Raw genomic sequence first — 22900 nt, 5'->3', positions numbered from 1 at the left:
AAAAAATCGGATTTTTTATTTTTATGACATTTTCACGCCCGGGGGTGAAAAAATCCGATTTTTCATGACTGTTTATCTTCTTTTATTATCTGACATTCTTGCAGTTATTACCTGATTTTATAATTTCCTACACAATGAAAAACAAAGAAAATGGTATAAAGATGGAATGTAACGAGGTAAAAATGCTTCTGTCCGAATATATTGAGGGTGTCACAGATGTCCGAAAAACCAAACGTCTTGAGGAACATCTTTTGAAATGCGACGCGTGCAGGAAAGAATTTTCCTCACTAAAAGCGTCAAAAGAAGCAGATTCCGCTGAACCTGCTGAAACATGGAAAGATTCTGCTGATAAAATTTATGAACATATTGAAATTTCATCTCTTGTTGATGAAATTCTTGAGCCGATAGAGGAACCGCAGCCTGAGGAGGAAGCTGAAAAAAAGCTGAAAACATTGCTTTCTGATTTGAATATAAATATAGATATTGAAGATGATGAAATTCCGGAAGTCTCTGATTCTGTAACTGAATTTGATGAATCAGAAGCATCTGATTTTTCAAGTTTGGATAAAATACTCAAAGCGGATTCGGAATTTGATATCAGTGATAATGATGATGAGAAGGAGGAAGACGGCTTTGATTTTGAATCACAAAAATATCTTGAGCCTGATTTGGATTTAGTGCCTCAGACCAGAAAAGACAATGACGCTGAATTTTTTGATCCTGGTCTGAATCCGGATGACGAACCTGATCTGTCTGATATTGAAGAAGACTTTTTGGGAAACGGGGAAGACCTTGGTTTGGATTTAAGCCCGGATGAAAAACTTGACGAAGAGAATTTTGAATTTAATTTGGATTCTGATATTGAAGAAAACTTTTTGGAAAACAGAGAAGATTCTGATGCTGATGTTCATCTGAGAAGCTATGACGCGCTTATTGAATCCGAAACATATGAACGACTTGATGCTTTGTTTGGAGAAGACACCGAACCTGAAATGATAAGTGAAGGTGAAAAAAAAGAAGGCGTTTCAACATATGATTCTGAAAATTTTGAGAGCGAAGTAACTGAACTGTTAGATAATATTTTTGGAAAAGACCCTGAAACCGATATGAAAGGCGTATTTGAAAATGCGGGGACTGAGGAGAAGAAAAAAGCTCATGATATGTCAGAGGAAGAATATGACGAAGAAACAGGAAACATGACTCAGATATTTGACATGGGAATCCCGGCAGGCAAATTTGAAAAATCAGAGGAAGAATATGACGAAGAACCAGGAAACATGACTCAGATATTTGACATGGGAATCCCGGCAGGCGAATTTGAAAAACCAGAGGAAGAACATGACGAAGAACCAGGAAACATGACTCAGATATTTGACATGGGAATCCCGGCAGGCGGATTTGAAAAATCAGAAGATGAATATGATAAAGAATCGCTTTTGGCACCAGATATTCAACCTATTGATTTTGCTGAGACACGCGCTGAACCTGTCAGGAAAAAAAACAGGATGCTGGTTCTTACCTTGTTGGGGGGGCTGATTATTTTCGGCGGAATTATCGGTTACGGACTCCGCACCATGGGCATTCATTCCTTTCTCAGTACGGCCAGAGATGCGGTTGTGAAAATTTTTTATGTTGGCGGAGACCGGCTAAAGCCCGAAATTTCGAATCTTCAAAAAATAACAGTAATAAAAGAGAGTGTGACGGGCAGATTTGTGGAAAATTCCAAAGCCGGAAGGCTTTTTGTGATAACAGGCCAGATAAAAAATGAAGATTCCGGAACCCCTGATTTTATAAATATGATAGGAAAAATATATGTAAAAGGGGAGGTTATTGCACAAACACCGGTTCACTCTGGTAATATTCTTTCTGAAGGGGAACTTTCCGAACTGGATTCAGATACCATAAAAAAGCGTCTTTTGAATCATTCCGGGTATAATCATTCGACCACAGATCCTGAATCCGGAAACGTATTTTCTTTTATGATTATTCTTTTTGACCGGTCTGATAATCCGGGGGAATTTACCCTCGAGATTGCAAGGTCTTCTTTTCAGGGATAAGTATGAGCCGGTTTTAAGCAGAATTCCCTGAAATATGAGCGAACCCCGAAACAGGGCATTTGCGGGACAGTTCTCCTGTAAGAACATGGCAATGCTATCGTGTCTGACGCAGCAGCTCTGATTTGTTAAAATCTTCCTCAGCCCGTTCCGAGTCACCTTTGTTTTCCCAGGTAAGCCCTCTGTTGTAGTAAATATCAGGGTCATACGGATTTATTGACAGGGCATTATTGAAATCACTGACCGCCTGATCAAAATCACCTTTTTTGTCCCAGACAATTCCCCGATACATATAAGTGTCAGCATCATACGGATTTATATCCAAGGCTCTGGTGAAATCAGCAATCGCCCGTTCAGAGCGGCCTTTGCCGTCCCATGCCCTGCCCCGGTTCACATAAACAGCGGCTTTGTGCGGCTTTAATTCCAGGGCCGTGGTGAAATCAGCAATGGCCCGGCCAAAATCACCTTTTCCGTACCATGCCTTGCCCCGCTTCACATAAACAGAGGCATTATGCGGCTTTAATTCCAGGGCCGTGGTGAAATCCGCAACCGCCTGGTCAAAATTGCCTTTTTTGCTCCATGCCTTCCCCCGCTTTATATAGGCATCTGTGTCGTGGGGTTTCAGCTTTAAGGCTCTGGTATAAGCCTCAACAGCGCTCTCTGAATCGCCTCTGTCCATCCGGGCGTTGCCCTGATGATACCAGTAGATATTCCACCCATTAAACAACAGGCACATCATAAATACAAGCAAAACCAGAGCCGTGGCAATCTTTTTCAGTGTCATTCTTTGAGCATCTGTAATTAGCGCGTCCGCGTCCTCTTCATCCGGGAGTTTGTTTTTATCATAAAACAGAAGCACAAGGATCAGAAAACTCATTGAAAACAAGTTGTTCTCAATAGTGATGAAAGCAAGTTCCCCGCTGGCAGGCATATATGTCAGTATATCAGCGCCTATATGAAGGCTGAGAAGTAAACAAACAGCAACGGACCATTTGAAATATCCGAGAGCAATTCGCCAGACAGAAACGATAAATATCCCCGCGAAGACGGTTCTTCCTATTACGGGGATCAGTTTCCAGTCTCCTGTCTGTTCCATGGCCTCAAAAGCATTGAGGGGGTAAAGCAGAAGCATAAACAAGATGATAAACAGAAGCCATCGGGAACATGAAAAAGGGCTTGTCCATTCTTTCCTGTTTCCAATGATTCTGCATCCGGCCATTCTTTCCCCTGCTGAACAGAAGAGGATTTCTTTTGCATAAAACTGATGGTACAAAAAAACCAAAAAAAACGATAAAATTTGCCCTATGGGAAGTTTCACCTTTGCTAACAGAGTTCCCCCGGCAGCACAGATGAAAGCACCAAAGGTCTGAAACAGGAAGGCAATGACAAAAAAGTCGAAAATGGCTGCGGCAACCTGCCCGCGTTCCACTTTTCTCAGAATATGCTGCTGAGATGCGTTTTGGGTTTTGCCTTCTTTTTCTGATTTTACTGATGTTTGTTTTGCTCCTGTTTGTTTTTTTTTATCAGAAGCAGTAACCTGTTCTGGTTTTTGAACTTCTTTCTTTATAAGAAACGAGTTTTGACACTTACTGCATCGCCCATAGGTTCCGTTATCAGGAATTTGGGCGCTGTCTATATGGTGGATCGTCTCACATTTCGGACATACAATTTTTATTATCATTTCTATCCTGCCAGAAGCACACAGATTAATGTGCGCTGCGTATGCTCATCATTTGCGTCAGATATAAACAAACCTTGTTCTGAATCAGTTTCATAAATAAACTATAGGCGTTAAGAAAAAAATTGTCCGGAGTGCCAAACTTGCAGTTTGGCAGAAGCGTCCGGCTTTCGGGCTTAGGAAAGATTGCCAAACTGCAAGTTTGGCACTCCGGACTAACGGACATTTCTTAAAATCTATATGTGTAACCTACTCCTGCATTGATTATGACGGTTCGGGCTGCCGAAGACCTCCCAGGTTTTAAAAATCTCGGAGGTCTGTCACCCGTCAGATTTATTGCGGTCAGGTACTGCGAATTCTTTCGATCTGCTGAATATAACCAAGTTGTAAAATTTAAATCACCTCATAATAAATTTAAACCTTTTCTTCTGATAAGTCAAAGCTGTTATCAAAAAAATATCTGTGTGCTGTAATTTCGTTTTTGTGATTCTGAATAATATTCAATCTGAACCGGATCACTGCCAGACAATGCTGTCCGCACAAAATGCCTGTCATTCCTGCGAAAGCAGGAATCCACTGCTTTTTGATCCGCAGTCATACTCGATGATCAAGTTTTCAGAAATGATCCAACCCCCTGTCATTCTTGCGAAAGCAGGAATGACAAAAAAACTTGATAATCGAGTATCAGAATATCACTTGACAAAGTATTGAGTTGAAACTATTATTAAAAAGTTAAGAATATTGAAATTTTTCCCTTCAAATGAGATTTGATAAGATATAATTATAAATAATTATAAATAATTATCCATTGATATAAAATTTTGATCTGCTGATTGCCACTCATATGACAATAAAATGGATAATTTCTGCAATTTAGATTTTAATATTTTAAAATTATTATATTTTATATCAAAAAGCCTTTCTGATATCTGATATCACAAATATATTGAATCGAAATTAAATTAGAGAAGGAATATTTCTGGTACTGATTCCGAGAAGCAACTGCCATATCGGCGGCGTGTCTCTCCTGAATATCTGAATTTTGGAACTCAGTGCGCCAGCATACTATTTTTATACTGATCTGAATTTCAGTTTTTTCAGGCATAAGAATTTCACCAGAAATAGAAGACAGATTTCAGACAGTTCAGGCGTATTTTCTCGGACAAAAACGAGTATGTTCGGTCTGATATCTGCTGTATGCAAAAATCATGCCCGGAAAAACTAAAATTGAAATAGTATAATTAAAACAAAGAGGTAAGTGTGCACAAAATTAGTATTGAAAATTTATACAAAATTTTTGGTCCCCATCCGGAAAAAGCGCTCAGACTTTTGGAACAAGGAAAGACCAAAGATGAAATCATGCAGAATACAAAACACGGGGTCGGAGTGGCAAATGCTTCATTTTATGTGGATGAGGGCGAGATTGTGGTGATTATGGGGCTTTCCGGGAGCGGCAAATCAACGCTTGTTCGCTGCATCAACCGGCTGATTGAGCCAACAAGCGGAAAAGTTTTTGTAGATAATGAAGATGTGACCGCACTGTCAGAGGAAGAATTACGAGTGTTCAGGCAGAAACATTTTGGAATGGTGTTCCAAAATTTTGCGCTTTTCCCCCACAGAACGGTCTTACAAAATGTGGAATACGGACTTGAAATACAACAAACAGAACCTCAGGAACGGAAGGAACGGGGAATGCAGGCCATCGAGCAGGTGGGCCTCAAAGGATGGGAAGCCTCCTATCCGTCCCAACTGAGCGGAGGAATGCAGCAGCGTGTGGGCCTGGCCCGGGCCCTGGCCCTTGATGCGGATATTATGCTCATGGATGAAGCGTTCAGCGCACTGGACCCGCTTATTCGAAGGGATATGCAGGATGAACTTTTAATGTTGCAGGAAGAGATGCAAAAAACCATCGTTTTTATCAGCCATGATCTGGATGAGGCCCTCAGACTGGGTGACAGAATCATCCTTATGAAAGATGGCGTGATCGTCCAGGAGGGAACCGCTGAGGAGATACTGACCAGCCCGGCTAATGATTATGTGGTCAGGTTTGTTGAAGATGTTGATATGAGTAAAGTGCTGACAGCCGAATCGGTAATGGTGAAACCCGCGGAAATGGCCTATTACAAAACTGACGGGCCCAAATCCGCGTTGCGAAAAATGAAAACAGCCGGCATATCTTCCATCTTTGTTCGCAAAGACCGTCAGTTGGCAGGAATGGTGACGGCTGCGGATGCAGCAGAAGCTCTTAAAAGAGGAGATAAGACCCTGGAGCATGTTATGACGGAAAATTTTGACAGCGTCGCACCAGACACGCCGGCAAACGAACTGTTTCCCCTTCTGGCAGATAACAATTATCCCCTGGCCGTGGTGAACGAAAAAAATAAACTTGTAGGGATCATCATCAAGGGGTCTCTTCTGGCAGGACTCGCGGAAAGAGGGGTAAGCTAATGGAAGGATATAAAATACCAATCGGACAATCCATAGAAGCCTTAATTGATCTCTTAGTGGATAATTTTTCATTTATCACAAAGGCATTTTCCAATGTGACAGAAAGCGGCATCACCATTCTGATAAATATTATGATGTTTTTTCCGCCCTGGCTCCTCATCCTTTTCTTTGCAGGTCTTGCCTGGTTCTTCAGCAAAAAGGAGGGAATCGCTGCTTTCACGCTTATCGGGCTGGTCCTCATTTGGAATATGGGGCTTTGGGAGCCTACGGTAAACACCATTGCTCTGGTCCTCATTTCAACAATGTTTGCTATCGTCATAGGCGTTCCTCTGGGAATCATGGCCGCGCTTAACGATATTTTTTATAAAATCGTTATGCCCATTCTGGACTTCATGCAGACCATGCCGGCTTTTGTCTATCTTATTCCGGCCATCCCTTTTTTCGGACTGGGACCAGTGGCAGCGATCTTTTCAACGGTCGTGTTTTCCACACCGCCGGCGATTCGCCTGACCTGCCTGGGAATCAAACAGGTCCCAGAGGAACTGGTAGAGGCGGCCGATGCGTTTGGCAGCACAAAATGGCAAAAATTGTTCAAACTGCAACTGCCCATTGCCACGCCCACCATTATGGCCGGTATCAACCAGACCATCATGCTCGCGCTGTCCATGGTGGTTATCGCCGCGATGATCGGGGCCAAAGGGCTTGGCGGCGAAGTCTGGAAAGCAATTCAGCGGTTGCAGCCTGGCAGAGGATTTGAAGCAGGCATTGGCATCGTCATTGTAGCTATCATCCTTGACCGAATCATGCAAAGGGTCGGGGGCAAACAAGAATAATGGGAATTTGTGATTGGTGATTCGGGATGGGTTATTGTGCCGGTGTCAGTTGCAAATGACAAATAGCAAATGACAAATCACAAATCACAAATCACAAATCACAAAAAAAAGGAGGTATTCAACATGAGAAAATTATTTATCATTGTATTGGCAGGGTGTTTTCTGATTACAGGAATCGTTTCGAACGCTTTTGCCGCGGAAAAAAAGAAAATTGAACTGGTGTATGTGGAATGGTCTTGTGCCACGGCTACCGCCAATGTGACCAAAGCCGTGTTGCAGGAAAAACTGGGGTATGATGTGGAAATCACTCCCGTAAGTGCGGCTGCCATGTGGCAGGCCATTGGCACCGGAGATGTGGATGGCATGACTTGTGCCTGGTTACCGATAACACACGGTCACTATCTGGAAAAGGTCAAGGATAAGGTCGTTAATCTGGGGCCGAACCTCAAAGGCGCGGGCGTAGGACTGGTTGTGCCTAAGTATGTGACCATTGACTCCATTGATCAGCTGAATGAGCATGCAGATAAATTCGATGGCAAAATCATCGGGATTGATCCCGGTGCCGGGATCATGAGTACAACAGAAAAAGCATTGAAAGCGTATAAACTGGATAAATTCAAGCTGATGGAAGGCTCCGGTGCAACCATGTGTGCTGAGTTGGGAAACCGAATTAAAAGCAAACAGTGGGTGGTGGTCACCGGATGGACACCGCATTGGAAATTTGCCAGATGGGAACTCAAATATCTGAAAGACCCCAAGAATCTTTATGGCGGGACAGAACACATTGCCACTATCGTGCGTAAAGGGCTGGATAAGGAGATGCCTGAAGTGTATAAGTTCCTGGATAATTTTAACTGGACATTGTCTGAAATCGGACAGGTTCAGGACTGGAATACCGAGAAAGGTGCTGACCCTTACGAAAATGCCAAAAAGTGGATCAGAGAGAATGCTGATAAAGTGGATGCCTGGCTGAAATAGCCGCGCCCCGCATGCCTCCGAATCTAGTGATACATCTTACGCTTTGCTGATATTCATGGCAGCGGATTCTGTCTGTCTTCATAGCATGTTGAATTTGCATATGAAGAAAAATCAGCAGATAATGACAAACTGATTTTCACTTGGAAAAATTTATCACTAAATTCGGAGGAATCTGAAAAGAATAACTTAGCTATTCACCTTTCTTCAGCAAGTCTTTTGCAGCCTCAAGCGCAAAATACGTCAGAATCATATCCGCACCGGCCCGTTTAATTCCGGTAAGGGTTTCCATCATCACCTTTTTACCGTCTATCCATCCCATTTTTTCAGCAGCCTTTATCATGGCATATTCACCGCTGACATTGTAAGCGGCAACCGGCAGATCAATCTCCTGGCGGACGCGGCAGATAACATCAAGATACGGGAGCGCGGGTTTTACCATTATAATATCTGCCCCTTCTTCCACATCCATGCTCACCTCCCGAATGGCTTCCAGCGCATTTGCCGGGTCCATCTGATACGTTCTGCGGTCTCCGAACTGGGGAGCGGAGTGGGCTGCCTCACGGAACGGCCCGTAATACGCAGAACAGTATTTGGCCGCATACGACATAATGGGGACATGACTCAGACTGTTTTCATCCAGAACATTCCGAATTTCAGTCACACGGCCGTCCATCATATCAGAAGGCGCCACCATATCCGCGCCCGCTTTTGCATGGGAAAGTGCTGTCCGCGCAAGCAGATCAAGACTGGCGTCATTCTCTATGATATTGCCTTCCACAACGCCGCAATGACCGTGGTCTGTGTATTGGCATAAGCAGACATCCGTGATCACCACAAGATCAGGAATTTTGTTTTTCAGCTCTCTGGCTGCTCTTTGGACAATCCCGTTTTTTGCATATGCTTCGGTGCCAAGAGAATCTTTTTTATCAGGAATTCCGAACAGCATCACGGCCGGAATATTGAGATTATACGCGTCTTTTGCTGTTTTAACGAGATTGTCCAGGGACAACTGGTAATGTCCGGGCATGGACGGAATCGCATTTTTAACATTTTTGCCGTTAATGGCAAACAGCGGAAGGATCAGATCATCTGCGGAAAGTACGGTTTCGCGTATCATACGGCGAAAGTCTTTGTTTTGTCGCAAACGTCTGGGTCTGTAATCTGGAAATAGCATTTTTTTATCGCTCCTTATTTTTTGTCATGGTCTGGATTTTTTAAATAACAAGTACAGGGAAATCAGATAAGAAAAGGAAAAACCTTTATTTTAAAATTCAAAAATAAAATTGACAAGGCCAGAATCATTCGGATTGTTAAATCAGGCAGGAATGTGAAAGTCATGGAAAATGGAGAGAATTTATGAGGTGTTGTCCGAAAGGAACAGAGAGGATTTGATTATTTTTGAAGAAAATATGACAGATTTTTTTTCATTGGTCAAGCAAAAAAATACTCATTTTAACGGACGTTGTTGACAGGCAGGCTCTGAACCGCATCACTGACGGTATTTCTGCATAACACCCACTATGCGACCGATAAATTCCAAAGGAGTGGCTTCCGGCTGTAAAACAATTTTTTTCTCGTTACGAGGCTCCTGCCTCGTAACGGGTATTCAGAGGCTCTGCCTCTTATGGCGATTCATCTCAGCATTGGTCTGCCCCATAGCTACGGACAGATCAGGCTTTTCTCGTTACGAGGCTCCTGCCTCGTAACGGCTATTCAGAGGCTCTGCCTCTCATGACGATTCATCTCAGCATTGGTCTGCCCCGCGGACACAGGCAGTTCAAGGTTTTTTGGTAGTGTTCCAAAACTGGAGCTAAAAATCTTAACCATTTGAATCAATTTAGGAAATATCGGTTCAAGTCCAGTTTTAGAACACTACCCGTTTTTGTTACTCATGATATCCATGAGGCCATTAAGATGGGGGATAAAATTGCGCTTCTGGACGAGGGACGCCTGATCCAGTTCAGCACCCCGGAAACACTTCTGACCCAACCCAAAAATCAGTTTGTAAAAGATTTTGTCGGGGCTGACCGTGCGCTCAAACGCCTGGATCTTCTTAAAGTCAGAGATGCCATGCTGACCAACCCGGTTCATTGTCATGATGAAGACCCGAGCGAAAAAATATTGGAACACATGCTTGAAAATGATCTGAATTTTCTTTTGGTGGCAGATCATGACGATAAATTCGGGGGGTATGTGAATGTTGATCTGCTTAGGGGCCACCGCGGCAATATCCGGGATATCGTCCATCCCATGACGCTTACGGTGAAGCCGGATCAGAATCTTAAAGACGCGTTGAGCAAAATGTTGAGCTATGACTTGGGAATCGTTGTCGCGGTGGATGACAAAGGAAAGCTTGTTGGCGTATTAAACAGCAAAACCCTTGTTTCTGTTGTCGGTGAAACCTATAATGAACAAGGAGGACACTGGGGCAAAATTACCGCCAAAGGGAGTATCCTATGAGCGAGAACAAAGAAAACAGCACATCAGGCCGTATCTGGACGACGATTGGCTTTTTGTTTGCTTTTGCAGCAGGCGCTTTTGGTGAAAGCCTGGGATTTTTTAGCTTTGCCAAGGAGAATCCTGATGAAATATGGTCGCTTTTTCTGGAGCATTGTTATCTGGTCGGGATTTCCAGCATCATTGCCATCAGTATCGGTGTTCCCCTGGGAATTTTTTTGACAAGAGGGTTTATGCGGCGGTATCGGGATCTGATACTGAATCTTATCGGAATCTGCCAGACCATTCCTTCTCTGGCGGTGATTGCCATCGCCATGACATATGTGGGAATCGGCAAAACCCCTGCCATCTTGGCCCTTGTGATCTATGGGCTTCTTCCAATTATTCGGAACAGTGTCGCGGGACTTGCCAATGTGGATCCGGTGATGCTTGAAGCGGGGAGAGGCATGGGGATGACACCGCTTCAGCTCCTTTTTAAAGTGGAGATTCCCAATGCCATGTACATTATTATCACGGGGATCCGAACTTCCATGGTCATTAATGTGGGAACAGCCGCACTGGCTTTTCTTGTGGGTGGCGGCGGTTTCGGAGACCTTATTTTTACGGGAATCGCCATGGTAGATCCGGCTTACATGCTTGCAGGAGCAGTGCCCACAGCAGGACTTGCCGTTTTTATAAACTGGGTCTTCGGATACATTGAAAAATGGATAGTCAGTCCGGGATTAACGTATGATTGAACCCGAGTCGGCTTATCCAAGTTTCGAGTTTCAAGTTTCAAGTTTCAAACAAACAAAGGAGGTTTTGGAAGATGAAGCGATTAACAAAAACAATTGTGGGATGTGTATTTTTGGCGGTTGCGGCGATCATGATTCTTTCGCCTGCTGCAAGCTTTGCAGAATCTAAAAAACTGGTGATAGGGTCCAAAGAGTTTACGGAGCAGCGGATTCTTGGCAAAATTATGATTGTGCTTTTGGAGAAAAATGGTTTTGAATGTACGGACAAAACCGGGCTGGGCGGAACGTCCGTTGCAAGAAAAGCATTGGAAAACCGTCAGATAGATGTGTATATGGAATATACTGGCACGGCTCTGATGACAATTTTAAAGCACAAAAAACCCATCACAGATCCGCAGAAATGCTATGAGATCGTAAAACAGGAAGACTTGGAAAAGAACGGGCTGGCATGGCTTCCTTTCATGGCGTTTAATAACACTTATTGCCTGATGATGCAGCGTACCGCTTCAGAAAAATTGGGGATCAAAAGCCTTTCTGATCTTGCAAAATATGTGAATTCGAATCCGGATAAAATTGCGTTTGGGGTGAATGCGGAGTTCTATGCAAGGCCGGACGGTTATCGGCATCTCCAAAGAGCATATGGATTCAAATTTCCCAAAAACAAAATTGTCAAAATGGAATCCGGTCTTCTGTATAAGGCCCTTAAAGAGGGTCAGATAGATGTGGGACTGGGGTTTGCAACGGACGGACGCATCAAAGGATTTGATCTGGTCGCACTGGAAGATGACAGGCAATACTTCCCGGTTTACAATCCTGCTCCGGTGCTGAAAAGGGAGATTGCTGAAAAATATCCTGAACTGGAGGACATTTTTAAGAAACTGGGTGAAAAGCTGAATACAGAAGCCATGAGCGACCTCAATTATCAGGTTGATATTGAGCATAAAAACGTCAAAGATGTGGCAACAGACTGGCTGAAGCGCGCAGGACTGATTTAGAGATTTTTTTGATTATAACGGATTTCGGGGAGGGCGGGAAATGGTGTCGAATAAAAGGATGGGACGGATGTCCGTCCGTCAGCATATGACAGCGGATGGCAGGGATGAAACGGATAATATCCGTTTCATCCCTGCCATCCGCTGTCATATCCGACACAGGTCTCCCCTAACTCCGTTATAATCAGGATTTTTCTTGTATCCGAAGAAAATTTGAAACTTGAAACTTGAAACTTGAAACTTGAAACTCGAAACTCGGAAGGAAATGTAGTGCCTGACCGCAATGAATTTGACAGGTGGCTTTTCATATGATAATCTCCTTTTAAAAATTCAAAAAAGGAGGAAACCATGGGTAAAAAATATATAATAAATCTGAGCGATGAGGAAAGAGGAGAACTGTCCGAACTGACGAACAAAGGCAAAACCGGAGCCCGAAAACTTAAAAGGGCGCAGATATTGCTTCTGGCCGACGAGGGAAAGACGGACAGGGAAATAGCGGAGAATATCCATGTCGGAGTCTCGACGGCGGAACGCACGCGGAGACGTTTCGTGGAAGGCGGCTCTGAAAATGCCCTGAACGAACGTCGGAGGCCGGGGAAAAAGCCCCTGCTTAACGGCAGGCAGGAGGCGATTCTGATTGCCGAGGCGTGTTCCGATCCGCCGGAAGGGCGAAGCAAATGGACGATGCAGCTTCTGGCGGACCGGATCGTCGAACTCGGCGTCGTCGGATCGATTTCGGACGACACAGTTCTCCGAACATTAAAAAAAACGACATAAAACCCTGGCAGAAGAAGCAGTGGTGCATTCCGGAGGTGGGACCGGAATATGTCTGCCGTATGGAAGATGTTCTCGATCTTTATGAGGAACCTTATGATGCGGCATACCCCTGCGTATGTTTTGACGAGAAGCTTTGTCAGCTGATCGGAGAAACAAGAATTCCTCTGCCCCGTGAGGCAGGAAAACCTCTGCGCTATGATTACGAGTACGAGCGGAACGGGACGGCGAACCTTTTTATAATTCTCGAACCGGCAGCCGGACAGCGGCGTGTCATAGTCACACAGCGGCGGACAAAGATGGATTTCGCCGATATGATGAAACTCATAACAGACGAACTTTATCCGGATGCGGTAAAAATCCGAATAGTTATGGACAACCTCAATACTCATACTCCCTCCTCCCTTTATGAGCGGTTCGAACCCGGAGAAGCCCGGAGAATTCTCCGCCGGCTGGAATTTCATTATACCCCGAAGCATGCCAGCTGGCTGAATATGGCGGAGATAGAAATTTCAGTATTGTCAGGCCAATGTATTGACAGGCGCATCGGCGATACGGAAACCCTGAAAAGAGAAATCTCCGCCTGGGAAAAAAAGCGGAATGAGAAATCCGCGAAAGTCATATGGCGTTTCACGAACACAGATGCCCGAGTCAAACTGAAGCGACTTTACCCATCATAATTAATGCGGTCAGGCAGTAGGGTGGGTGGAGCGAAGCGCAACCCACCTTGTGCGGTGGGTTGCGCTTCGCTCCACCCACCCTACGTTTTTTGTATCGGGTATATTATTTATTTCGAGTTCCCTAACATCCGCATAAGCACTTGGTCAGCTTCTTATCTGTTTCTGTATTTGAGGCTCGAACTGATGACCGGGGCGGAGCTTCAAATGACCGGAAATAAAGCCGATGATATAAAGCCAATTCAGGTAATGGTCTTTTTATTCTTGTTTATCCTCGATCCTCAAAAAAGAATTCCCCAAATTAAAAATATACTGATTATAACGGATTTTGGGGAGGCCCGGGGTTTTTTCCGCGGTATCGGGCAATATGACAGCGGACAGGAGGATGAGACGGATGTCCCGGCCCGGAATATCCGGTAAATCCTTAAATCCGATGTCATATTCGCGGGCCTCCCCCGAATCCGTTATAATCAGAAATTATTTATTCCCACGGACGGATCATCATCATATCCTTCAATAAAGCTCAGGCGGGCAGGATCAAAATTCACCACAGCCTGATAGGAGGTCAGATTGCTGACATTCTGGACAACCACCGCAACCCGTATTTCATCGCCAGGTTCAGCCATGATCGCAGATTCAATATCTTTGGAACTGATTCCCGCATCATAATCACGGGTTTCAATATTCATATCCAATGCACACCCCGCAGACGCGTTCTGGCCTGCCCAGACAGGAGAAGTTGTTGCTCCAAAAACAAGTACACAGAAAATGATTGAAATCAATCTGTTCCACAGCATGATATTTTCCTTTATGATTTTGTAATTTGTAATTTGTAATTTGTAATTTGTGATTTGTGATTCGTGATTTGCTCCGAGTTTCATATTTCGCTCATGGCTGTTTACATGTTCTCACAGACCACAGCCCTTAAAATAGAAACCACATCAGCAATTCCAATGATACCATCGCCATTGATATCAGAAATGCCAGTGCCTTGTTCCAGGCCCGTCAAAGTCTGCAAGATCAGGATCGCATCCTTCAGACTTACCGTTCCGACGAGATCATCATCACATGACATGGGATTTACCACCGCATCCATAAGGCTGTCAGGCGTCCTGTCCACACCATCTGAATTCAGGTAATTCACACTGTGAAACTTCAACCAGTTATTAGAAGCGTTGTCAAGAATTTTAAATTTCAGGAAGGCAATGATGCCGGAACCGTCAGGTGCTTTACCTGTGTCCCTTCCTGCCAATGCATTGGCAATATTGATTGTTCCGGGAATTTGTTCAACAGCCTGAAATCCAAGGGTCTCCCCGCTGTTTTTTTTCAAAAAATTTTGCACTTCCCCGTCCGGCGAATCTTCATAAGCTTCAATAAACATCATCCGGTCCGGATCAAAAGTGATCAGTAGCTGATATGTGTCCAGATTAGTGACATTCTGGGCCACCACGGCTGCCACTATTTCCGCACCTTTTTCGGCAATGACCGTCGAATCAATATCTTTTGACGAAATTTCGTCGTCATAATAGCTGGTTGCATAATTCATATCCAGGGCGCAGCCTGCCGGAGTGTCCGAATCTGAACTTCGGGAGGAGCGTGATGAGCTTTCACCCCAGTGATCTGCAAAAATCCCCAGATCAAGGACATTGATCATGGAATCCCGTTGGCAGTGTATGCGTTCTTTCCGATGACCCGGATGTCAAGGGCAGGTCCCGGGGTTTTCACCATCCATCTGATTTCAGGATGGGACGGATTGCTGACGTCAATCACTTTTACCCCCATATAGTCCGCCACAAAAACACTCTGATCAGCGACAGATACTGCATAGGTATTGGCATTTGTATCAACAGAACCGAGGATTGAGGAGGGATCATTCATATCTATGATATACAATCCGTTAAAATGATCAGTCACATAAGCGATATCTCCGCTGATGGTAATGCCGCAAGCTTTATCTATCCGGGAATTCACAGTTCTGACCGAGCCATCATCGAGGTTGATGGCCTGGATGCCGCCATAATAATCCGCCACATAAGCGGTCTGATTTCTGACAGCGACTTCATAAGCTTCTCCGGGAGTGTCCACAGAACGGATCAGGGAAGGTTTTTTCGGATCACTGATATCTATGATCTGCACGCCTTTTTCACCGTCTGCGATGTATGCTGTGGTGTCTGCTATGGTGATGCCCTGGGCATATCCGGGGGTATCCAGGGAACTGATCAGCGAGGGGCCGGACAGGTCAATCACCTGCAATCCGTGAGTTCCGTCAGCAATATATGCCATGCCATTGCTCACTGCAATATCAATCGCCTCTCCAGGGGTGTCCGCGGATTCTATGAGAGAAGGGGTTTCCGGATTCCTGATGTCAAATATCTGCAATCCGTTCTTTCCATCTGCGATGTATGCTGTGCTGTCTGCTATGGCAATGCCCCGGGCACCTCCCGAGGTATCCGCAGTACCGATAATGGCTTTCCTGTTTCCCACATCCGGCAGCATGGAAACCCTTGTGTTTTCATCAAACCCGGTGCCGGTGAGTGTCACTGTCATATTCTGGTCCAGAACACCCGCGTTGGGATAGACTGATTCCAGTTTCAGTTCCGCAGACACGGCCAGGGGGGCAAGCAAGAGATAACATATCAATATGTTCAGTATAACCGGGGTGATGACATAAGTATTTTTTGGGGACTGCATGATATTGCCTCCTTTTTGTAACTCATGAGCAAAAGTTTTTATATACTCAGTAGATCGAAAATAATTTATAACCTACTGTTTCCAAATCAATTACGAGGAGTGCAAAAATGAAGCGAACGCGGAATTTTTGCAAAAATTCCGCGTTCGCTTCATTTTTGCACTCCTTTTATCCCGAAAAGTTTTCGATCTACTGATACTCGATAATCAAGTTTCTGATTGTAACGGATTCAGGGGAGGCCGGTCAGTATGACTGATTCTGATCGCTTTTTTTGCGGTCTCAGGCAATATGACAACGGATCGGAGGATGAGACGGACTGACAGAATATCCGTTTGATCCTCCAATCCGCTGTCATATTTCAGGTCTCTCCAAAATCCGTTATAATCAGAATATTGAAAAACTTATGATTACATTTGCGTCAGCTCTTTGAGAATATAAATCAGTTCCGCCAACCCGATCTCTCCGTCTCCGTTTACGTCAATCTCTGACGGGTTCTCTATCTCAATGGGATCTGTCGCTGCTGTCATTCTCAGGGCCAGCACCGCATCAGCCAGATCAATCCTGTCATTCCTGCTGATATCCCCTTTGAGAAGGCAGTTGACAGTGATGGTTTTGACCTCTGACGGAGGACACTCATCTTTTATGTGAGCTGCCTGAAACGAGATGGTGTATTTCCCTGGTCTGATGAATTTTTCATATTTTCCTGTGTAAATAACATTATCCTCATCACTTTCAAGTTCTTCCGCAGGACGGAACGTGACCTGCGAACTTTCAGGCAGGGTAATCCTCGCCACGATTTTTCCGACATCACTTGCATCACTGACAATTTTGGTGCAGAAGGCCATGGTATCACCAACTTGGATCATTGGTTCAGCTTTTTTCGCAAGCTCCAGAATCATTGAACTGAGTTCATCTGTCAGTTCCCCGACAGTCTCTTTCAGATCACTTTTGAACTGCTCTGAATTTTTGTATGCCCGATTTTTCAAACTACCCAACTGACTGATGGTTTCCTGGGATATCCCTTCATCTTCAAGTTGCTTCAAATCATGTCCGGTGATCTTCAGAAATCCGTCGTCTTCACAAACCTCTATTTCAGGAGCAACACATGTAACCACACGCCCTCTGCCGATGGGGATATTTTCCTCCATCTCGTTTCCGTTAATGGTTATGATAGTATTGTTTTCCCCTATTCCTCTCTCGTATATCTCATCTGCCTCTCCATCTGTATTGGTATCAATCTGCGCTATCTGATCTGTTTCCATCATATCTCTGGCATGTATGAAGGCTTTACACAGATATCCATTGCTCTCAACAAAGTCCCAGAAATGGTATGAAAATGAAAATGTTCCGTTTTCGAGAAACCAGGCGCGCTCATTTTCCGATGAGCTGGTGATGAAATAACGCTCTCCATTTTTGGGCACTGACAGCGTTTCAGAGGAAAGAAAGCTTTCTGATCTGTCCGCATCATAGACCACCACAATTTTTTTCGGAGTGACAGAAGGCTCTGGGTCTGGCTCTTTGCTTCCGGCATCAGGCTGCAAATCATTGAGCCACTGGGCAAGCTTCGTAGCATATAGCCTTCCCTTATTCTCATCCGTTGTTGTCACAGTGTTCATCTCAAAATAGCCGCTGTCGCCGCTGTCGTCAATCCCACCGTTGCCGACCATATAGATGACAAGTTCATCTGTGGTGTTTTCAGGATTTTCAGGATGCCGGATCCAGGTGTTTATAGCATACTCCAGATTTTCCAGTGTGGCTTCCGCATCAACATCTTTCTTGCCGTCACCGTCAGCGTCGGTCTCAGACACCGAATTGAGATAATATATGGTGTCAGCAACATAGCCTTGGGAAAGTAGAGCCAAATAGGCTTCATTCGCACAAGTCACGGTGGCGTTCCAAAGATCATCACTCGGGTCTCCGCCGCCAGCGATAATAATGGCTTTTCGTCTTTCCGGAGGGGTCTCTCCGAAAGTGACAGCACCCTTCAATATATCTTCCTCATTACCATTGGAAACCTTCAGGCTATATTGTCCTGGCTTCGGAGGACCGGGAAGAATCAGGGACGCTGTATCGCTGACAGCCATATCATCTCCGGCTTTAAAATCAACAATGTCAACCTTATAAGCGACCGTCTCATCCCCATATATGATTTCATCTCCGTTGATTTCAATCATTCCGGAAGGATTCTCAATATCATACCCGATCATATCTCCATTTCCATCTGTGGCCTCGCCTTTGATGAAAGCATTGCGAAGTATATTATTTTCTCTTAATACTCCCTGTTACATAAAAGCTGATTTCACGACCCGGAGCAATGATACTGAATACCATCTCACACTTTACCGGGAAGATGATCAGCATCCCATAGACGCTACGGTTTGTCCCAAAAATGCATTATCTGCATTCATTGAAGTGGGGCTGACCCCGGGGTGTTATTATCTTAAAACAGAATATTCCGGAGATCGCGGATATCAGCCCTTTTATACCATCACGATAAACGAATCTGACAACACCCGGGTGGAGATCGAATCCAATAACACCCTGGTTTTTGCAAACGCGCTGGACAGTTCTCACCCTAGGCAGGGCAGAATTTACTCTGACTCAGACGTGGATTATTATGGCTTTTCTGTGCCCGAGGAGATGTCTGTTCTCATCTCTTTCACTTCGGACAGTGAAACTGCCGATTATGAGGTCAGTATCACCAACGGAGAAGGAACGCCGGTATATTCAAAAACATCAGCAGATGGTGAACCTGTGGGCCTGGAAAGAACCCTGGGACCCGGGAATTATTATATTAAAATTGAACCAGGACAAGATATTGATCCCGCGTCATTCTATCATCTCTCCACTGAAACAACGCTCCTTACCGCGCTGAGAGTTCTTGTCAATATCCGCGTGTCAGCTCACTCGGATCAGGTGAATATTGATGAAACCCTGCAACTGAATGCCCTGGGAACTTACTCCGATGCCAGCCAGGAGGCTGTCAGTGCCGCGGAGTGGTCATCATCTGATGAACATATTGCTGGTGTGGATGAGAATGGCATCGTTACTGGCATATCTGACGGCCATGTGATTATTTATGCAAGCGCGGAAGGGCAGGTCGCTGAGATCAGTCTGAAAATCGGGACAGAAGAGAAACCCGCAGTTCAGACATACGGCAATCTGATCCTTGTGGCAGGTGGCGGACTTGATGAGAGCAATACTTTGAAAGAATCCACTCAGTATCTTGCGGATACAGTCTATTTGAGATTTATCCGCAGGGGATTTGAAGAAAAAGATATCTGCTACTTTAATCCTGAGCCATCCCACGACATTGATAATGATGGCTATGATGACCCGATTGTCAGTGATGACACGCCCACAGCGGATGAACTTTACCAGGTCATCGAAACCTGGGCAGCAGAGCAGTCCAGCACAGGCCCTCTCTATCTGGTGCTGATCAATCATGGGGGAATTGACACTTTTGAGGTTTATCCGGGTCAGCTTATGACTGCGGGTCCTTTGAACGACTCGCTCTCAATATTTCAGAAGAATACAGACAGAGATGTCGTCGTCCTGATTGAAGCGTGCAAATCCGGGAGTTTTACAGATGATCTGGCCGTAAGTCCGGGGGATAAAGGCTCCGGCCGCATGATCATCACCTGTACTGGTGAGAACGATGCTTATCTGGGACTGAGGGGGCGTATGTCTTTTACACAGTTCTTCATGGACAGACTTTACAGCGGAGAAACCTTTGGTAAGAGTTTCAATGTGGCAAAGGAACAACTGAAAGACTGCGGTACTCCGTACAGCCGGATGAATCCGAAATTGGAGCCGGATGGAATCATCCTCAAGGATACCTACCTGGTCAGTAGTTTCCAGATTGCGTCTCTGTACCCTGAAATTATCGAGAAAACCGAGGATCGTATAATTGATGCAGGGACCACCATGAAATTCAGCGCGACCATTTCCGATATTTCGGGCCGGACCAATGTATGGGCCGTGTTAGAACCGCCAAATTACGCTCCCCCCGCGCTGGTTGAGGATCTCAAAGCCCCGGAAGTGACTCTGCCGACTGTTGAGCTTACGGATGAGGATAAAGACGGTTTTTTGGATGGTGTCTTTACCGGCAAGTACGAGAACTTTATCTGTAAAGGAAAATACAGAATTATATTTTACGCACGAAACGCGGACGGACTGGTCGCAGTATCATCCCCCACGACCATCACAGTGCCGCCAGTGATTGACTATAACAATAACGGCCTCACTGACATAGGGGATGCGATTATGGTTATGAGGTCTCTGGCAGGAATCAGTATAAATAACATCAGCATATGCAACGGAGAAATCAACAGGGATGGAAAGATCGGTCTGGAGGAGGTTGTCTGTATTCTCAAAAAACTCGCCGGTTCGAAATGAAACTTGAAGTCAGCTCCCTGTCTCAACAAATACCGGTGTCACCCTGACACCGGTATCTTTATCAGTGTAAGCGTTTTCGTATTTCTCACGATTGGCATCATCAACATATTCCACGAAAAGAATCAGCGAAACCTCCGAAAGTCCGAGCTGCCTCCCGTACTGCGCAGCCTGATCCAGTGCCTCGTAATATTGCCTTTCGTCTGTATAAGATTTAAGTTCCAGCGCGTAAATCAGGCCCGCATATTCAATAATGATATCAATTTTCCCGTTGCCCGTTGGAAATTCAGGCCAGACGCGGGCATCTCTCGTTCCCAGGAAATCACAGAGATAGCGGTACAGACTGAAATGATAGACCGCTTCAAATATCCTCAGGTCCTTTCGTCTCGGAGCGTCTCTCAGCAGCCATTCCCGGTTCTTTTTCAAGTAGTTCTGAAAACGCCGCATGAGATTTCCGATATTGAGACCTTTTTCGGTAAGCGTATCGCTCAGATCTTCAAAGGGTTCATGAATTTTTCCCACATATCCGAACATCTCACGCGCAAAATAGTTGAAAAGTCTTTTCTGGACAAGGGGACAGGCAAATCTGACAAAATAGTCGGTCTCATTCTCAATCTCATAATCAATCACGCCGTTCAGATAAAGAGAATTCTGTATTTTGTCATCATAAGAGAATTCTGTTCGCCTCGCGGTTCTGAACATATTCAGAACCGCTGACTTGTATGGTTCCCTGTCTGCTTTGCTGATAATGTTCAGAATATTGTTGTTGGGAAGCGCTTTGATCGCGGCAGCCCTGACAATCTCAAAATTTCTCATTGAAATCGGGTCCGAGAGATACTTATTATATTTTTCCGTGAGCAGTTCCCCGAACCAGCAGGTCAGCCCCGGCTGTCCCCGGGTCTCACAAAATATCTGCTCAATCACTTTATCGTCAATTTTCTGTCCGCTTTCCCTCTCATACCATGTGAAGATCCCCTCTGTCTCTCCGGAGGTCAGGTTGGGAATGTGCATAGTGCGCTGGACATTAAAAGATGATCCTGTAACATTCTCAATGCCCAGAACGCTTCTGACGCCGACAAGGGCGAGTCCGTGCAAGAGACAGCTTTTCTTATCTGATGGTCTGTCCGCCTGGTTCTGCCTGCTGATATACATATCCCTGAACTCATTTGCGAATTTGTTTATAAAATTCTCCCGGAGTGCGTCAAATTCGTCAATGATAAGTATCAGAGGTTTTTCAAAATGTTCTCCCACAAACAGTTCTGACAGATTTTCCCATGAATCCGTGTCAGGCAGTTTCCTGTCAAACCATTTTTCCAGTTTTCTCACAAAAACCCTGAGAACGCCCTGGTCCGAGGTTTGGGTTTTTGCGGACTGCATGCTGATGATGCCAACCTCAAACTCCCCTTTTTTCTTAATTTTTTTCAGAACCTGCTGCATCACCCAGGTCTTGCCAGCCTGGCGAGGGGCCCAGACCGTGATGTAATGACCGCCCTTGTTCGGATTTTTGCCTCTTAACTGCATATAAGCCTTGTCCGTCAGGTCCTTTCTGGGGGCATAATAATGCAGATCAGTGTCAACAGGACCGTAAGAAGAAAATTGACGCATACATGCACTCCTTTCCGGCACAAAGCCGCGTATTCCGACTGGTCAACGTCTCAGCAGAACTTCAAAAACGGAGGAGAACGCTTTTTTTGTTGCTGTCCTGAAGCGCAAAAAATCCGCTGCTCTCCATTTTTACGAGCGTCTGGCGGTCTGCCAAATCGGATATGATGACATTAAGTACCTAACCATAAGTTTTCGATATTTGTCCGGGGAAGAAACCCGGCTTTTTTTACGGTATGACCCGCCGTCCGCGGAGGAAAAACCCGGGTTTCTCTGGCACTCACAGAAAAAAAGATGCATGAAAAACTTTTGCTCAGGTACTGATGTAAAAAAAATGTAACATATCATACCATAAGATATCCGTCCAGCAGAGAAATCGTTTTTTGGGAAATCCTGCTTTTTTTATAATTTGCATTTCAATACGCCATGTGCTAAAAAATTATTTAATTTGTGAAATAAGAACAGCTCTCCGGATAAGACATTGCCAAGCTGAGACATCGCCAAACTGTAAGTTTGGCACTCCGGATGCTGACCCCTTATTTCCGATAATGTCTGTTACAGGAAATTTTAATGAAACAAAAAGGAGAAA

General features: G+C 44.9%; 17 protein-coding genes. 9 read left to right on the top strand and 8 right to left on the bottom strand.

The genetic code is table 11. The annotated features are described in order from the left end of the window. The first annotated feature begins 134 nt into the window (after nucleotides 1-134). A complete protein-coding gene (locus dnm_RS09180) occupies nucleotides 135-2057 on the top strand; it encodes a zf-HC2 domain-containing protein (RefSeq protein WP_207682361.1) in 1923 nt (640 codons plus the stop codon). A gap of 94 nt (nucleotides 2058-2151) precedes the next feature. On the opposite strand, the gene dnm_RS09175 is transcribed toward dnm_RS09180, so the two are convergent. Further along, nucleotides 2152-3735: a tetratricopeptide repeat protein gene (locus dnm_RS09175; protein ID WP_207682360.1), complete on the bottom strand. Its 1584-nt coding sequence runs from the start codon at nucleotides 3733-3735 to the stop codon at nucleotides 2152-2154. 1257 nt (nucleotides 3736-4992) lie between these two features. Here dnm_RS09175 and dnm_RS09170 point away from each other — a divergent pair. The 3 genes from dnm_RS09170 (at nucleotide 4993) to dnm_RS09160 (ending at nucleotide 7991) form a co-directional block, all read left to right on the top strand. Then, on the top strand, nucleotides 4993-6180 hold the full coding sequence (locus dnm_RS09170; RefSeq protein WP_207682359.1) for a quaternary amine ABC transporter ATP-binding protein: 1188 nt from the start codon (nucleotides 4993-4995) through the stop codon (nucleotides 6178-6180). Then, the gene (locus tag dnm_RS09165; protein ID WP_207682358.1) at nucleotides 6180-7013 is read left to right on the top strand and encodes an ABC transporter permease; all 834 of its coding nucleotides are present in this window, start codon (nucleotides 6180-6182) and stop codon (nucleotides 7011-7013) included. Before dnm_RS09170 ends, dnm_RS09165 begins: the two co-directional genes overlap by 1 nt. Before the next feature lie 123 nt (nucleotides 7014-7136). Next, nucleotides 7137-7991, top strand: coding sequence for a glycine betaine ABC transporter substrate-binding protein (locus dnm_RS09160; RefSeq protein WP_207682357.1), 855 nt, complete (start codon nucleotides 7137-7139; stop codon nucleotides 7989-7991). A 190-nt stretch (nucleotides 7992-8181) separates the two neighbouring features. Here the strand turns inward: dnm_RS09160 and hemB are convergent, their stop codons facing one another. Beyond that, nucleotides 8182-9165: a porphobilinogen synthase gene (gene hemB, locus dnm_RS09155; protein WP_207682356.1), complete on the bottom strand. Its 984-nt coding sequence runs from the start codon at nucleotides 9163-9165 to the stop codon at nucleotides 8182-8184. A 740-nt stretch (nucleotides 9166-9905) separates the two neighbouring features. Here hemB and dnm_RS09150 point away from each other — a divergent pair. The 3 genes from dnm_RS09150 (at nucleotide 9906) to dnm_RS09140 (ending at nucleotide 12177) form a co-directional block, all read left to right on the top strand. Continuing rightward, entirely contained in the window at nucleotides 9906-10451 is a 546-nt protein-coding gene (locus tag dnm_RS09150; protein ID WP_207682355.1) for a CBS domain-containing protein, read from the top strand. After that, nucleotides 10448-11185, top strand: coding sequence for an ABC transporter permease (locus dnm_RS09145; protein ID WP_207682354.1), 738 nt, complete (start codon nucleotides 10448-10450; stop codon nucleotides 11183-11185). Before dnm_RS09150 ends, dnm_RS09145 begins: the two co-directional genes overlap by 4 nt. A gap of 71 nt (nucleotides 11186-11256) precedes the next feature. After that, the gene (locus tag dnm_RS09140) at nucleotides 11257-12177 is read left to right on the top strand and encodes an ABC transporter substrate-binding protein (protein WP_246556269.1); all 921 of its coding nucleotides are present in this window, start codon (nucleotides 11257-11259) and stop codon (nucleotides 12175-12177) included. A gap of 125 nt (nucleotides 12178-12302) precedes the next feature. Here dnm_RS09140 and dnm_RS09135 read toward each other — a convergent pair whose 3' ends face one another. Then, nucleotides 12303-12482, bottom strand: a complete 180-nt coding sequence (locus dnm_RS09135) for a hypothetical protein (RefSeq protein WP_207682353.1) — start codon at nucleotides 12480-12482, stop codon at nucleotides 12303-12305. A 40-nt stretch (nucleotides 12483-12522) separates the two neighbouring features. Between dnm_RS09135 and dnm_RS09130 the strand changes: the two genes are divergently transcribed. Beyond that, a protein-coding gene (locus dnm_RS09130) for an IS630 family transposase (protein WP_207680784.1) occupies nucleotides 12523-13628 on the top strand; the annotation gives its coding sequence in 2 pieces (ribosomal slippage) (nucleotides 12523-12943 and nucleotides 12943-13628; 1107 coding nt in all). A gap of 467 nt (nucleotides 13629-14095) precedes the next feature. On the opposite strand, the gene dnm_RS09125 is transcribed toward dnm_RS09130, so the two are convergent. The 4 genes from dnm_RS09125 to dnm_RS09110 all read right to left on the bottom strand — a co-directional run bounded on the left by dnm_RS09125 (nucleotide 14096) and on the right by dnm_RS09110 (nucleotide 18521). After that, the gene (locus dnm_RS09125) at nucleotides 14096-14506 is read right to left on the bottom strand and encodes a cohesin domain-containing protein (protein ID WP_207682352.1); all 411 of its coding nucleotides are present in this window, start codon (nucleotides 14504-14506) and stop codon (nucleotides 14096-14098) included. Nucleotides 14507-14523: 17 nt separating this feature from the next. Next, a complete protein-coding gene (locus dnm_RS09120) occupies nucleotides 14524-15279 on the bottom strand; it encodes a cohesin domain-containing protein (protein ID WP_207682351.1) in 756 nt (251 codons plus the stop codon). After that, nucleotides 15276-16316 (bottom strand): LVIVD repeat-containing protein, encoded by a 1041-nt coding sequence (locus dnm_RS09115; RefSeq protein ID WP_207682350.1) that lies wholly within the window; start codon nucleotides 16314-16316, stop codon nucleotides 15276-15278. The genes dnm_RS09120 and dnm_RS09115 overlap by 4 nt, the downstream gene beginning before the upstream one ends. A gap of 405 nt (nucleotides 16317-16721) precedes the next feature. Beyond that, the gene (locus dnm_RS09110; protein WP_207682349.1) at nucleotides 16722-18521 is read right to left on the bottom strand and encodes a hypothetical protein; all 1800 of its coding nucleotides are present in this window, start codon (nucleotides 18519-18521) and stop codon (nucleotides 16722-16724) included. Nucleotides 18522-18552: 31 nt separating this feature from the next. On the opposite strand from dnm_RS09110, the gene dnm_RS09105 reads away from it, so the two are divergent. Then, nucleotides 18553-20712 carry an Ig-like domain-containing protein gene (locus tag dnm_RS09105; RefSeq protein WP_246556349.1) on the top strand — a complete coding sequence of 720 codons (2160 nt, stop codon included), beginning with the start codon at nucleotides 18553-18555 and terminating at the stop codon, nucleotides 20710-20712. 9 nt (nucleotides 20713-20721) lie between these two features. Here the strand turns inward: dnm_RS09105 and dnm_RS09100 are convergent, their stop codons facing one another. Beyond that, entirely contained in the window at nucleotides 20722-22314 is a 1593-nt protein-coding gene (locus dnm_RS09100) for an AAA-like domain-containing protein (protein ID WP_207682347.1), read from the bottom strand. Between the last annotated feature and the right edge of the window lie 586 nt (nucleotides 22315-22900).

The sequence above is a fragment of the Desulfonema magnum genome, from assembly GCF_017377395.1.
Classification (GTDB): Bacteria; Desulfobacterota; Desulfobacteria; order Desulfobacterales; family 4be13; genus Desulfonema_C; species Desulfonema_C magnum.
This window is presented reverse-complemented; position numbering and strand designations above follow the sequence as displayed.